This window comes from Pseudomonas sp. AFG_SD02_1510_Pfu_092, from assembly GCF_003331055.1.
Classification (GTDB): Bacteria; Pseudomonadota; Gammaproteobacteria; order Pseudomonadales; family Pseudomonadaceae; genus Aquipseudomonas.
In genome coordinates, this window is sequence record NZ_PUQD01000014.1 from 63324 (window position 1) to 76807 (window position 13484).

General features: G+C 65.9%; 17 protein-coding genes and 1 riboswitch. Of the genes, 13 read left to right on the top strand and 4 right to left on the bottom strand.

What is annotated here, in order from left to right:
- The first annotated feature begins 11 nt into the window (after window positions 1-11).
- The 6 genes from C6A77_RS09145 to C6A77_RS09170 all read left to right on the top strand — a co-directional run bounded on the left by C6A77_RS09145 (window position 12) and on the right by C6A77_RS09170 (window position 6212).
- Complete coding sequence (locus C6A77_RS09145) at window positions 12-2249, top strand: Ig-like domain-containing protein (RefSeq protein WP_114169168.1); 2238 nt, start codon at window positions 12-14, stop codon at window positions 2247-2249.
- A 15-nt stretch (window positions 2250-2264) separates the two neighbouring features.
- Window positions 2265-2738 (top strand): curlin, encoded by a 474-nt coding sequence (locus C6A77_RS09150; RefSeq protein ID WP_114169169.1) that lies wholly within the window; start codon window positions 2265-2267, stop codon window positions 2736-2738.
- A gap of 16 nt (window positions 2739-2754) precedes the next feature.
- Window positions 2755-4200: a curlin gene (locus C6A77_RS09155; protein ID WP_114169170.1), complete on the top strand. Its 1446-nt coding sequence runs from the start codon at window positions 2755-2757 to the stop codon at window positions 4198-4200.
- Window positions 4201-4416: 216 nt separating this feature from the next.
- Window positions 4417-5064: a DNA oxidative demethylase AlkB gene (alkB, locus tag C6A77_RS09160; protein ID WP_114169171.1), complete on the top strand. Its 648-nt coding sequence runs from the start codon at window positions 4417-4419 to the stop codon at window positions 5062-5064.
- Between the two features lie 161 nt (window positions 5065-5225).
- The gene (locus C6A77_RS09165; protein ID WP_114169172.1) at window positions 5226-5513 is read left to right on the top strand and encodes a hypothetical protein; all 288 of its coding nucleotides are present in this window, start codon (window positions 5226-5228) and stop codon (window positions 5511-5513) included.
- Between the two features lie 84 nt (window positions 5514-5597).
- Window positions 5598-6212 carry a Yip1 family protein gene (locus C6A77_RS09170; RefSeq protein WP_114169173.1) on the top strand — a complete coding sequence of 205 codons (615 nt, stop codon included), beginning with the start codon at window positions 5598-5600 and terminating at the stop codon, window positions 6210-6212.
- A gap of 20 nt (window positions 6213-6232) precedes the next feature.
- Here C6A77_RS09170 and C6A77_RS09175 read toward each other — a convergent pair whose 3' ends face one another.
- From C6A77_RS09175 to C6A77_RS09190, 4 genes are all read right to left on the bottom strand, one after another.
- Complete coding sequence (locus C6A77_RS09175; protein WP_114169174.1) at window positions 6233-6493, bottom strand: DUF1652 domain-containing protein; 261 nt, start codon at window positions 6491-6493, stop codon at window positions 6233-6235.
- Between the two features lie 228 nt (window positions 6494-6721).
- Window positions 6722-7609: a pirin family protein gene (locus C6A77_RS09180; protein ID WP_114169175.1), complete on the bottom strand. Its 888-nt coding sequence runs from the start codon at window positions 7607-7609 to the stop codon at window positions 6722-6724.
- Window positions 7610-7745: 136 nt separating this feature from the next.
- Window positions 7746-8630, bottom strand: a complete 885-nt coding sequence (locus C6A77_RS09185) for an alpha/beta hydrolase (RefSeq protein ID WP_114169176.1) — start codon at window positions 8628-8630, stop codon at window positions 7746-7748.
- A 21-nt stretch (window positions 8631-8651) separates the two neighbouring features.
- On the bottom strand, window positions 8652-9281 hold the full coding sequence (locus C6A77_RS09190) for a LysE family translocator (protein ID WP_178082382.1): 630 nt from the start codon (window positions 9279-9281) through the stop codon (window positions 8652-8654).
- A gap of 127 nt (window positions 9282-9408) precedes the next feature.
- On the opposite strand from C6A77_RS09190, the gene C6A77_RS09195 reads away from it, so the two are divergent.
- The 7 genes from C6A77_RS09195 (at window position 9409) to C6A77_RS09225 (ending at window position 13479) form a co-directional block, all read left to right on the top strand.
- On the top strand, window positions 9409-9888 hold the full coding sequence (locus tag C6A77_RS09195) for a GNAT family N-acetyltransferase (RefSeq protein WP_114169177.1): 480 nt from the start codon (window positions 9409-9411) through the stop codon (window positions 9886-9888).
- A 75-nt stretch (window positions 9889-9963) separates the two neighbouring features.
- A riboswitch (cobalamin riboswitch) is annotated at window positions 9964-10188 on the top strand.
- A 93-nt stretch (window positions 10189-10281) separates the two neighbouring features.
- Window positions 10282-10470 (top strand): CbtB domain-containing protein, encoded by a 189-nt coding sequence (locus tag C6A77_RS09200; RefSeq protein WP_016486728.1) that lies wholly within the window; start codon window positions 10282-10284, stop codon window positions 10468-10470.
- Between the two features lie 9 nt (window positions 10471-10479).
- Window positions 10480-11166, top strand: coding sequence for a CbtA family protein (locus C6A77_RS09205; RefSeq protein ID WP_114169178.1), 687 nt, complete (start codon window positions 10480-10482; stop codon window positions 11164-11166).
- Window positions 11166-11552 (top strand): cobalamin biosynthesis protein, encoded by a 387-nt coding sequence (locus C6A77_RS09210; protein WP_114169196.1) that lies wholly within the window; start codon window positions 11166-11168, stop codon window positions 11550-11552. The genes C6A77_RS09205 and C6A77_RS09210 overlap by 1 nt, the downstream gene beginning before the upstream one ends.
- Before the next feature lie 31 nt (window positions 11553-11583).
- Window positions 11584-12336 (top strand): precorrin-4 C(11)-methyltransferase, encoded by a 753-nt coding sequence (gene cobM / locus C6A77_RS09215; protein WP_114169179.1) that lies wholly within the window; start codon window positions 11584-11586, stop codon window positions 12334-12336.
- A 66-nt stretch (window positions 12337-12402) separates the two neighbouring features.
- Window positions 12403-12645, top strand: coding sequence for a DUF1272 domain-containing protein (locus tag C6A77_RS09220; protein WP_114169180.1), 243 nt, complete (start codon window positions 12403-12405; stop codon window positions 12643-12645).
- Window positions 12646-12864: 219 nt separating this feature from the next.
- Window positions 12865-13479, top strand: coding sequence for a response regulator transcription factor (locus C6A77_RS09225; RefSeq protein ID WP_114169181.1), 615 nt, complete (start codon window positions 12865-12867; stop codon window positions 13477-13479).
- Window positions 13480-13484 lie beyond the last annotated feature (5 nt).

The following is a 13484-nucleotide window of genomic DNA, read 5'->3' on the forward strand; positions in this document are numbered from 1 at the left end:
AAGGAGGCAGCATGAACACTTGGTCGCGCCGTGCGCTGTTGGCCGCAGGTTTCTCCCTTAGCGTTACCAGCGCCGCCTTCGCCGCGCTGTCCGATGTCGACCCGGGGCCCTACACCTTCGCCACAGGTGGCTACCCGATGTGGTACAAGGACAGCCTCGAGCAGTCGCTGGAGCTGTGCCAGTCGCGTGCCACCAGTACGCGGGCGCCCGGCGCGCCGGGGGCACCGGCCTACATGTGCACCTTGCTGCCCGAGCCCGGCATCTACGACGATGCCTTGCCGCTGGTGTTCCCGGACAACTGGCCGCCCGAGATGTTCTGGTTCCTGGCCGAAACCTCGATACCGCAGGTGGGCAACAGCGGTTACGAACTGGAAGTGTATGTGGCCGGGGTGGAAGCCGCCTTCGCCGCCGAAAACCCGGTCGATGGCGACCAGCAAAGCTTCGCCCGCATCCGTATTCGCGCTTCGGTGCCGCGTACCGGTACCTACACCATCACCCACCCGTACGGGGTGGAGACGGTCAACGTCACCACGGCGGGCCGCCGGGCGATCAACATCACCCGGGACATCGGCATTGGCGCACCCGGCAACTTCCGTGGGGCACTGGCCGGCGCGATCGGCCCTTGGCTGAAAGGGGTTGGCGGGCCGTACACCGAGGTCAACCCCGATACCGGCGCCAGCGAAACCTACATCGGCGACCCGAACATCACCGAAGCGGTGACCGGCAGCCCGTTCAACACCAACTTCGTGCGCATCGAAGGCCCGGCAGGCACCCTCCAGACCAATGCCTTCGCGGTGTCCGGCAAGGTCCTCGACCCACGCGCGCAGACCCCGGTCAGCCTCGAGCGCGCCACCTATTCGCGCAACGCCAGCGGCACCCGTACGGAAGTGTTCGCCAAGGCCCCCAGCGCCGCCAGCCTGTGCATGCGCAATGGCATCGCCCTGGTCGGTACCCCGCCTTCGCCCTGCCAGTACACCCTCGCCGCCGACAACAACGGGCTGTTCTTCCATCAGCAGTTCAGCCAGGAGCCACCGCCGCCGGTGGTGGTGGTCACCGCCAGCAACGAGCTCGGCGGCACCCGGCCGACTGCGCTGTCGAGCAAGCTCACCGACGTGGTCAAGGTCAACACCGCACGCTACGACTGGGCCAACAAGCGCCTGCTGATCGAAGCCAGCTCCAGTGACGAGGTGGCGATCCCTGACCTGCTCGCCCAGGGTTACGGTCGCCTGTCCAAGGCGGGTACCTTGCAGAGCCTGACCGTCAACGACCTGCCGCAGCCACCAGCGAGCGTCACGGTCAAGTCGGCGCGTGGCGGCAGCGATGTCGAACCGGTGGTGGTGGTCGGCAATGCGCCGGTCGAGGCGGCCAACCAGCCACCGCTGGCCCAGGCCGATGTCGCCAGCACCAGCGTCGGCATCCCGATCACCCTCAACCTGCTGCAGAACGACAGCGACCCGGACGCCAATGTGCCGCTGACCATCAGCGACCTGACCCAACCGGGTACCGGCCTTGGCGGGGTGGTAATGAACGGGACCACCTCGGTGACCTACACCCCGCCAGCCGGGGCCACGCAACCGCTGGTGGCCAGCTTCAGCTACCGGGCGGTGGATGCCAAGGGCCTGAAATCGACCCCGGCCACGGTGACCATCAACGTCGCGCCCAACCGCGCCCCTACCGCCAACCCGGAAACCGTTGCCACCCTGGGCGTACCGTTGACCATCAACGTGCTGGCCAACGACACCGATCCGGAGGGCAACCTGCCGCTGAGCGTCGTCGCCACCGCGTTGACTCAGCCGGCTACCGGCCGCGGCAGCGTCAGCAGCGACGGCACGACGGTGACCTACACCCCGCCGGCGACGATACCGGCGCCGTTCACCACCAGCTTCACCTACCAGGTGCGTGACTCGCTGGGGGCGCTGTCCAACGCCGCCACCGTCACCGTCAACGTGTCGCCAAAACCCGCGGCAGAGACCTTCGCGGTCACCGCAGCCACGGTCACGGCGCGCTCCAACAATCGCTACAACTGGGACCTCAGCGGCACCTCGTCGGTGACCACTGGCAACACCGTCACCGTGCGGGTGACCACCACCACCGGCGTGCAAACCCTCGGCACTGCCACGGTAGCGCTCACCGGCCGCTGGCGCCTGGCGGTCAGCAACAGCACCACGATCATCCCGACGGCGGCACCGACGGCGACGATCACCACCAGCCAGGGCACTACCCGCACGGTCAACGTCGTCGTGCAGTGACGGCCGGAGGTTGCCATGAAACGCCTGTACCCCCTGCTGCTCGGCCTGGCCCTGACGGGCCAGGCCAGTTGGGCCGAGGACTTGCTCGACAATGCCGACCTCGCGCCCGGCAATGACCTCGGCGAACCGCTGATCATCCGCCTGCTGCCGGCCGCTGCCGGGCAGGCGGCGCTGATCGAGCAGCAAGGCGCGGGCAACCGCGCCGCCCTCGACCAGAACGGCCAGGCCCTGCTCGGCCGTATCGTTCAGGCCGGAGGCGCGCAGGAAGCGTACATCCTGCAGGAAGGCAGCGACCTGATGGCCGTCATCAGCCAGCAGGGCTACGGCAACAGCGCGTCGATCCGCCAGAGCGGCAGCGGCAACCGTGCGGCCATCGAGCAGATCGGCAACGACAACAGCGCCAGCATCGTGCAGGCCGGCACAGGGCTGAACAGCTCCGTGACCCAGGCCGGCAATGGCCAGCATGTGCAGATCACCCAATACCGATAGACCTGGAGGCACCACCATGTACAAGCTCGCTCCGTTAAGCGCCGCTATCGTCCTGGCCCTTGCAGGCCAGGCCATGGCTGCTGACAGCAGTTCGTCGCAGACCCAGAACGGCCAGGAAAACATCGCCGAAGTCAGCCAGGCCCTGGCACCCTTCGCCTCGGCCAGCCAGACCCAGACCGGCAAGGGCAACAATCACCTGGCCGTGCAGGCCGAGAGCACCAGCGACATCCAGGAGAGCGCCAACGGCCAGTACAACGCCGGCTACGCCGAGCAGCTGTTCGAGAATGCCAGCCAGATTACCCAGCACGCCGCAGGCAGCTACAACGATGCCTTCGCCAGCCAGTCGCTGGGCCAGGGCAACCAAGCGCTGCAGACCCAGCAAGGCAGCGGCAATACCTCGACCGTGTGGCAGGACAGCCAGCAAGGCAGCCAGGCCACCACCTGGCAGTCGGGCCAGCGCAACGAAGCCTTCATCGAGCAGACCTTCTCCGGCAGCAACAACCGCAGCACCGTCAACCAGACCGGCCAGGACAACTATGCCGCTGCCGAGCACCTGGGCCACCTCGATGGCAACATCCAGATCTACCAGGACGGCAAGGGCAACTGGGCGTATGGCGACCAGCGGGACGGCAACGGCGGCACCATCGGCATCGGCCAGTACGGCGGCGGCAACTCGGTCGAGGTGTGGCAGGACAGCCAGACCGGCAGCCAGGCCGCCGTGACCCAGTCCGGGCAGCTGAACGAGGGCTATATCGACCAGAGCTTCGGCACCGACAACACCGTCAGCCTGGCGCAACAGGGCACCGCCAACGCCAGCTGGTCCGACCAGTTCGAGACCAGCAACGCGATCACCACCATTACCCAGACCGGCAGCAACAACCTGCACTTCACCTACCAGAACGGTGAAAACCTCAACCTGACCATCAACACCAAAGGCAACGGCAACAGCATCACCGCCAGCAACTGGAAAGGCGCCAAGATGGGCGGCCAGTTCGGTACCAACCAGAACGCTACCATCAACCAGAACGGCAACGGCAACGGCGTGAACCTGACCCAGAACGGCGACAACCAGCTGGCCACACTGAGCCAGAAAGGCACCGGCAACCAGATGCAGACCAAACAGGCCGAGACGAACAACGAGCTGTACTTCGAACAGAACGGCACGGACAACCTGCTGATCGCCGACCAGCGTGGCAGCGACAACTACGCCTACGGCAACAGCCAGGGCACTGGCAACGTCATCAACCTCGACCAGTCCGGTTACAGCAACCAGAGCTACACCCACCAGCTGTACGGTGGCGGCAACGAAGCCACCATCAAGCAGACCGACAGCATCAACGTCGCCTATGTGACCCAGGGCGGCCAGGGCAACAAGGCCTTCGTCGACCAGAGCGGGGTCGCGCAAACCGCCACCATCAGCCAGTTGGGCAGCGGCAACCTGGCCACTGTGACCCAGCAGTAGATCGCTCCCCCTTTGGACCGCGGTGCTTCTCTCCCTGGTGCTGCGGTTCCTTTTTTCCTGTAGATGTTTTTTCCGGCCTGTTCGCGGGCGCGCCCGCTCCCACAGGTGCCGCGCTGCCCTCAAGGCCTGTTACTCCCGTGGGAGCCGGCAAGCCCGCGAATAGGCCAAGCCTGCCAAGCGCATTACAATGGTCCACACCCAAACCGATAGCCAACCATGATCCAGTCCGACCTCGACCTGTTCGGCCACCAGCCGCAACGCCTGGCCAGCCACACCGTGCTGCTGCCCGGCTTCGCCCTGGGCGAAATCGAGCCACTGCTCGACGCCCTGCGCCCGGTGCTGCGCGCCGCGCCGTTCCGGCACATGCACACCCCCGGCGGCCTGCGCATGGCGGTAGGCCTGACCAACTGCGGCACGCTGGGCTGGGTCAGTGATGAACACGGCTACCGCTACAGCCCCAATGACCCCCTCAGCGGCAAGCCCTGGCCCGCCCTGCCCCCGCTGTTGCTGGCCCTGGCCGCCCGCGCCGCTGCCATGGCCGGGTTCGACGGTTTCGTGCCGGATGCCTGCCTGATCAACCACTACCTGCCCGGCACCCGCCTGAGCCTGCACCAGGACCGCGACGAGCAGGACTTCGGCCAGCCGATCGTGTCGCTGTCGCTGGGCTTGCCAGCGGTGTTCCTGTTCGGTGGCCTGCAACGCGCCGACAAGGCCCGACGCATCCCGCTCAGCCACGGCGATGTGCTGGTGTGGGGTGGCGAAGACCGCTTGCGCTTCCACGGTGTATTGCCCATCAAGCCCGGCGTGCATCCGCGCCTGGGGGAACGACGGATCAACCTGACCCTGCGCAAGGCCGGCGGCTGAACCGGAGCCAGGGTCGGCGCCAGCGGATGAACGTGCATGAAACAATTTGAACATCCGCGCCGGGCAAGCTTCAAAAGAGTGGCCACGCCCTGTTCAGCCTGGAGCCCCGCCATGCCCTACCTGTTGTTTGCCCTCAGCCTTCACACCGGAGCAGCGCGCCCATGAAAATGCCCTGCCGCGCCCCCAACGCCTCCCTGCAACTCGATTACGTACGTGACACCTTGTTCGGCCCGGTCGCGCAGAGCGTGGAATGCCAGTGCCAGATCGCCGCCCTCAACCTGCAAGGCCGCCCCGGCTTGCGCCTGCACATCTGCCCGCCGCTACCCGACAAGGTAGACCGTGCCCACAGCGTGGCCTTCGTCTGGGACGGGCGCAGCTATCACGGCGTGGTGCGTGACCAGGGCAAGTGTGGCGATGGCGGCCTGAACCTGCTGCTGGAGCTGCAGTAACCGATCAACGGCGGCCAACCCGGCTGAACCCGCCGGGCGCGGCACCTCTCCATAGCAAAAGGACCCCGTCTGCCGGAGAACGCCATGAACAGTCCGCTGCTCAAGCTATTCACCCACCCCGCCGACGCCTGGCTGGACATCCGCCGCGCCGAGGAAGACCACCCGCAGCAATACCTGCCGCGCCTGCTGGCCTTGGCCCTGATCCCCGCCGTGTGCCTGTTCATCGGTACCACCACGTTTGGCTGGAGCCTGGCCGCCGAGGAGCGGGTGCGCCTGAGCCTGGGCAGTGCCGCGCAACTGGCAGGCTTGCTGTACGCCACCGTCGTCGCCGGGGTGATGCTGATGGGCGTGATGATCCGCTGGATGTCACGCGGTTTCGACGCGCAGCCCAGCCTCAACCAGTGCATCGGCTTTGCCGCCTACTGCGCCACGCCGTGGTTCTTTGCCGGGGTGGTCGGCTTGCTGCCGATCCGCTGGCTGGCTGTGGTGGCGCTGCTGGCCGCCTCGGCGTATGCCAGTGTGTTGCTGTATGGCGGGTTGCAGACCTTCCTGCGGCTGAAGAAGGAACAGGCGATGCTGTTCGCGACCTGCGTGTGGGGGGTGGGGTTGTTGCTGCTGGTGACCATCCTGGTGGCGATGATCCTGTTCTGGTTCAACGGCCTGATGCCAGAATATGTGCGCCCGGCCAGCCTGGGCTGACCGGGACGCGGCGGGCGCACTCAGGCGATGGCCTTGAGTGGCGCCGGTTGGCTGTCACGCAGCGCGTGCAGCTGCCCGACCAGGTTGACCAGGTCACGGCAACTGTTGAGGCTTTGCAGCGAGACCCCGCTCAGGGTCACGCCCTCATCGAGACTCTGGCCCTGACCCAGGCGGATGGTCAGGTTGGCGCCGTCCGGGCAGCTGACTTCACAACGGTCGGGCAGGCAGGCCTGCTCGATCATCTGCCGCATTTCTAGCAACGAAACTCCTATCAACGACATGGTACGACCCTCTCTTTGGGATGGCCTGTTGTGTGAGTACGCCGTTATCGGGCGAGGCGCCAATTGATATTGCGCATGCCCGGGCAGGCATCCATGGGCCGGGGCAATGATCATGCAGAGAATCCTCTAGCACCTTAGTGGAAGATTGCCAGCATGGTCCGGGCGTTCGAGCGCGATGGCAGACTTGACGACGAGCGGTCCCTCACCAAACCACTCGATGAGTCACGCTCAATGTGCCGCGCCGTCCTGCGCATCCTGCATCTGCCCGAACCGGCCGGCGTGGAAGTCGTCGAACGACTCGGCGATCTCCGCCTGGCTGTTCATCACGAAAGGGCCGTAACCGACGATCGGCTCGTTGATCGGCTCACCGCTGAGCAGCAGCACGCTGGCCCCTTCCAGGGCTTCGACAGCGATATCCGCACCGCCCTGGTCGAACAGCACCAGGCTGGATGGGCCGGCTTCGCGCTCGCCGTTGATCCGCACGTTGCCGCGCAGTACCACCAGCGCCGCATTGCGCCCGGCAGCCACCGGCAACTGCAAGGTGGCACCGGCATTCACGCGCAGGTCCCAGACATCCATGGCGGTAAAGGTTCGCGCTGGCCCGGCATGCCCGCGATAGTCACCGGCAATCACCCGCAGGCTGCCGCCCTCGCCCTCCAGCGCGACGACCGGGATATCCCCGGCCAGCAGGGTCTGGTAACCGGCCGCTGCACGCTTGTCCCGCGCCGGCAGGTTGACCCACAGCTGCACCATCTCCAGCGTACCGCCACTGCGGGCAAAGCCTGGGGAATGGAACTCTTCGTGGATGATGCCGTTGGCAGCGGTCATCCACTGCACATCACCCGGGCCGATCAAGCCGCCCGCGCCGGTGGAGTCACGGTGCTCCAGTTCGCCCTGGTAGACGATGGTCACGGTCTCGAAACCACGGTGCGGATGCTGCCCCACGCCACGCCGCGCAGTGGTCGGCGTGAAGTCATGAGGGCCGGCATAGTCCAGCAGCAGGAACGGGCTGACCTTGCTGGCCAGGTTGTCGTAGGTGAACAGGCTGCGCACCGGGAAACCGTCCCCCACCCAATGGGCGTGAGGGCTGCGGTGAATACCCAGAATCGTTTTCATGAGAAGGCTCCTCTCTTGGTTGAGATAACCTTACCAGTGATACCAATCAGGCAATAGTTGGCGAAAATGGCATTGATCGTCTCATTTAAAGGACAATCCACAGGCGTGACGTAGCGAATGCCCGCCGCGGGAAAAACTACCCTGCAACGCCCTGCAGCAGGAAGGCCTGCACCAGTTCGGCACAGCTTTGCGGATGCTCCTGCATGAAGCAGTGCCCGCCGGCAACCTGCTGCGCGGTCACGTTGCGGTTGAGCGTTGCCAGGCGGTTCACCGAATGCGGCACGAAGGGGTAGGTGTGCTCGCCATACAACACGCGCGTGGGGGTGCGGATCGCTGCCAGGCTCGCCCACATGCGTTTGGGGAAGGAACTGAAGATTTCCACTTCGCGGCTGGGCCGGCATTTGAGCACCACCGCTTCGCCACAGTCGCCGATGGCATGCTCGACGTAGGCCTGCAGCGCCGCGTCGGTCCAGCCCTTGAAGATCCCCCGCCCCTGCAACGAAGCCAGGGCTGCCTCGCGGTCGGGCCAGTGGCTGCGACGGCTGGCCGCCTTGCGCGCCAGGGCGTGCCGCTGGTGCAAGCCGACCAGGGCCGCAGCCCCCATCACGCCGAGCATGCGCCGGCTGAACAGCACCGGGTCAAGCAGCACCGCACGGCTGAACAGGTGCGGCTCACTGGCCAGGATCAGGCCGGTGAGCACACCACCGAAGCTGTGCCCCACGGCATAGCGCGGCACCTCGCCATACTCGCCGCGCCCGGCTGCGAAAGCGTCCACGGCCAGCGCAGCGGTACGGTTCCAGCCGCGGAACACGCCGCCGTGGTCACTGTCGCCGTGGCCCTGGACATCGCTCAGCCACAGGTCGAAATGCTCGCCCAGGCGCATCAGCAATGGCTGGTAGGCCAGGCAGCAGAAGCCGTTGCCATGCAGAAAATGCAGCAGCGGCTTGCCGCTGGCCGGGGTTCGCCAGCCACGCAGGGTGAAACCTTCGGCGCTTTCGTGGGACCAGGGGATCAACTGCATCGGCTTGCTGTACTCGCGGGGTCAGGAAAACGCCGATTCTACAAACAGCAGCGGATACAGGGAAATCACCAGCAACAAGGCCATCAGGACATTGAACAGCATCAGCCAGCGGGGGTTTTGCAACAGGTTGCGCAAGGCGCTGCCGAACATCACCCACACGCCCACGCTGGGCAGGTTGACCAGGGCGAACAAGGCGGCGATCACGATCACATTGGTCACATAGCCTTGCGCGGGCGTGTAGGTGGTGATGGCCCCCACCGCCATGACCCAGGCCTTGGGGTTGACCCACTGGAATGCCGCTGCGCCCCAGAAGCCCAGCGGTTTGCGCGCACTGGACGAGGCTGTGCCAACCGGCCCGGAGGTGGCGATCTTCCAGGCCAGGTACAACAGGTAGGCGGCGCCGGTGTAGCGCAGCACCGTGTACAGCGCCGGCCACGCTTTGAACACCTCGCCCAGGCCCAGGCCGACGGCCAGCACCATCACCATGAAACCGACGCTGATGCCCATGGCGTGCGGGATCGAGCGACGCACACCGAAATTCACCCCCGAGGCCAGCAGCATGGTGTTGTTGGGGCCGGGCGTGATGGACGATACGAAGGCAAACAGCACGAAGGCGGTCAGCAGGTCGGCAGAGGCAAGCATGGCAGGCATTTCCACTTTCGTTATGAGTGCTGTCACACTAACGGAGTCGCCCGCCTCTGCGACCGATACAGTCTTGCAAAATTACACAGATACACATCACTGTACCAATCACCGCTGATCAAGGAAGCCGTCACCCATGAGCCTCACCATCCGCCCCGCCGTACGCGCCGATGCCGAGCAGATTCTGGCCTTCATCACCGAATTGGCCGAGTACGAGCGCGCCCGTCACGAGGTGATCGCGAGCGTGGCCGACATCGAGCACAGCCTGTTTGACGAAGGCAGCACCGTGCACAGCCTGATGTGCGAGCGTGATGGCCGGGCAATCGGCTTTGCCGTGTACTTCTACAGCTACTCGACCTGGCTCGGGCGCAACGGCATTTATCTGGAAGACCTGTATGTCACCCCCGAACAACGCGGCGATGGCGCCGGCCGGCAACTGCTGCGGCACATTGCCCGCGAGGCGGTGGCGAACCATTGCGGGCGGCTGGAATGGAGCGTACTGGACTGGAATGAGCCGGCAATCGGCTTCTATCAGAAGCTGGGGGCCGAGGCGCAGGACGAGTGGGTGCGCTACCGCCTGGATGGCGACAAGCTGGCCGCCTTCGCCCGCGGCTGACCAGGCACGCCGGCAACGCCGGCGCCAGGCAGCGCGTCGCATCTGGCAATTGACGGCAGCCCCGCCCCATGCTCTCCTTATGCCTCGCGTTCAGGTGCCCCCACTGGGGGTGAAACGGGAAACCGGTGCGTTACAGGCCCTGCTCCAGGGCCGGACAAACCCGGTGCTGCCCCCGCAACGGTAAGCGAGCGAAGCGTCTGTACCACTGTGCCCGGTCAACCGGCATGGGAAGGTGACGCTTTCCAGGAGCCCGGCTCCTCCTCGCAAGCCCGGAGACCGGCCTGGCGTTCATGAACACCCCGCGGTGGGCGGGCGCTGTTGCATCCCCCTGGGCGACCCTGCTCGGGGCTGCCGCGCTTGCCCGTTGCCCACAAAAAAGCAGAGGAACGCGTCATGCCCGTCACCAGCGCCAAGCCACACAGCCTTGCCACCCCCGTCACCCTCAGCCAGCGTATCGTCATCGCTGTCGGCGCCAGCCTGCTCGGCCTGTGCCTGGTGTACTTCGCCGGTTTCTCGCACATCGAGGCCGTGCACAACGCCGCCCACGACACCCGCCACAGCGCTGCCTTCCCCTGCCACTGAGTACGCCCGATGATCATGCGCATTGCCCGTACCGCGGGCTTCAGCGGGCTGCTTGCGGCCCTGCTGCTGAGCCTGTTGCAGAGCTTCTGGGTCGCCCCGCTGATTCTCGAAGCGGAAACCTACGAATCGCCCGAACCGGCCGCCCACCACGAACATGCCGGCGCAGTGGCCGCCCATGAGCACAGCGCCGAGGCCTGGGCGCCGGAAGACGGCTGGCAGCGGGTACTGTCCACCACCGGTGGCAACCTGGTGGTCGCGGTCGGCTTCGCCCTGATCCTCTGCGCCCTGTACAGCCTGCGCGAACCCAGGCGCGCCGGCAGCGGTGCGCTGTGGGGCCTGGCTGGCTTCGCCGTGTTCTGCCTGGCGCCTACCCTGGGCCTGCCACCGGAGCTGCCCGGCACCGCTGCCGCCGACCTGGGGCAACGCCAGGCCTGGTGGGTCGGCACGGCCAGCGCCACCGCCGTCGGCCTGGCGCTGCTGGTGTTCGCCCGCCACGGGCTGCTGAAGGCGCTGGGCGCCGTGCTGCTGGTGGTCCCGCATGTAATCGGCGCACCGCAACCGCCTGTGCACGAAAGCCTGGCTCCCGAAGCACTGGAAACCCAGTTCAAGGTCGCTTCCTGGCTGACCAATGCGGCGTTCTGGCTGGCCCTTGGCCTGCTCAGCGCATGGTTGTTCCGCCGTTCCAGCCAGGCCTGATGCCGACCTTTTACGCCGGCTTCGGCTGCCGCCGGGGGTGCCCGGCGGATGCGCTGGAATCCTTGCTGCGCCAGGCCCTGAATAACCAGGGCCTGGCGTTGGCCGACCTGCACGGCATCGCCAGTATCAGCGGCAAGGCCGACGAACCGGGCTTGCTGCAGCTGGGCGAACGCCTCGGCCTGCCCTTGGTGTTGTACGATACCGCGCAATTGCAACCCTACGAACCCCAGCTCAGCCACCGTTCCGCTGCAGCCCATGCCCACTGCGGCTGCTGGGGCGTGGCAGAGAGTTCGGCACTGGCCCTGGCCGATCAGCGCCAGGGCACGGCCAGGTTGCTGCTGACCCGCCAGGTCCTGGGCCCGGCCACGCTCGCCCTGGCCTGCTGAACGTTCCCCCTCTTTCTCCCAAGGATTTTGCATGACCGTCTACTTCATCGGCGCCGGCCCCGGCGACCCGGAACTGATCACGGTCAAGGGCCAGCGGCTGATTCGCCAGTGCCCGGTGATCATCTATGCCGGCTCGCTGGTGCCCGCTGCGGTGCTCGAAGGCCACCAGGCCGAGACCGTCATCAACAGCGCCGAACTGCACCTGGAGCAGATCATCGCGGCCATGCGCAGCGCGCACCAACACGGCCAGGATGTGGCCCGGGTGCACAGCGGCGATCCCAGCCTGTATGGCGCCATCGGTGAGCAGATCCGCCACCTGCAGGCGCTGGGCATCGATTACCAGATCATCCCCGGGGTCACCGCCACGGCTGCCAGCGCCGCCCTGCTCGGCTGCGAACTGACCCTGCCAGAGGTCGCCCAGACCGTGATCCTCACCCGCTACGGCGACAGCTCGCCCATGCCGCCCGGCGAGCAACTGGGCGACCTGGCGCGCCACGGCAGCACCCTGGCGATTCACCTGGGGGTCAGGCACCTGTCGCGCATCGTCGATGAATTGCTGCCGCACTACGGCGCGCACTGCCCGGTGGCGGTGGTGCACCGCGCCACCTGGCCGGATCAGGACTGGGTACGGGGCAGCCTCGGCGATATCGTCGAGCGTGTGGCCGCCAAGGGTTTCCGCCGTACCGCGCTGATCCTGGTGGGGCATGTGCTGGGCGACGCACCGTTTGCCGAATCGGCCCTGTACCGCGCAGGGCATGCGCACCTGTACCGCCCTGGCGACTGACCATTGCCAGGCGCGGCGCAGGCGTAGCAGACTCCAGCTTCCCGCTTGCGAACAGGAGTCATGCCAATGCTGGACCTACGCCCCAACTGCGAATGCTGCGATACCGACCTGCCCGGTGACAGCCCCGATGCGCTGATCTGCTCCTTCGAATGCACCTTCTGCCGCAGCTGCGCCGAAACCCGCTTCCACGGCCGCTGCCCGAACTGCACCGGCCAGTTGCTGGCCCGCCCGACCCGGGTCGGCCAGGCACTGGCCAACAACCCCGCCTCCAGCCAACGCGTGAACAAAACCCACGCCGCCTGCGCCTGACCGAACTGAACGAGAAGACATCAGCGCTTTGCCAGGGTGATGTCTTCCCCGTTTTTGTAGGACTTTTCAACAACAAGCGCATGGACTTTCAACACTTCTATACTCGGCATTACCAAACTTCGGGAATGGTCGTATCGTGCAGCGCTTCCGACAACCCCACTTGCAGACGTATTCCTGAGTGATCCAGGAAGCGGACCACATCCCTACAGGAGTTTTCCCATGACAACCGTGCTGATCGTCGACGACCACCCCATCGTCCGGCTGTCCTTGCGCCTACTGCTCGAGCGCGAGCGCTTTCACGTCGCCGGCGAAGTCGGCAATGGCAGTGAAGTGGCACAGGTGGCCCGCGCACTGCGCCCGGACATCGTCATTCTCGATATCGGCCTGCCCGGCCTGGATGGCATGGAAGTGATCAAGCGCCTGCAGTGCCTGGATCCGGTACCCAAGATCATGGTGCTGACCGGCCAGGCCACCGACTTGTATGTGCGGCGCTGCCTGGATGCCGGCATCGGCGCCTTCGTCACCAAGGAAGAAGACCACGAGGCCTTGCTGTTCGCCCTCAAGGCGCTGGTCAAGGGTTACTCGACCTTCCCGCAGATGTCGGTCAACAGCAACTCGCTGGAAAGCGAGCCGGTGCGCCTGGCCAGCCTGTCCAACCGGGAAATGGAAGTGCTGCGACGCCTGGCGCGCGGTGAGAACAACAAGAATATCGGCACCTGCATGAACCTCAGTGCCAAGACCATCAGCACCTACCGGGGCCGCATCATGGAAAAGCTCAAGACCGAATCGCTGGTCGAAATGGTCGACCTGGCCAAGCGCAACAGCGTCTACTGAGGGCA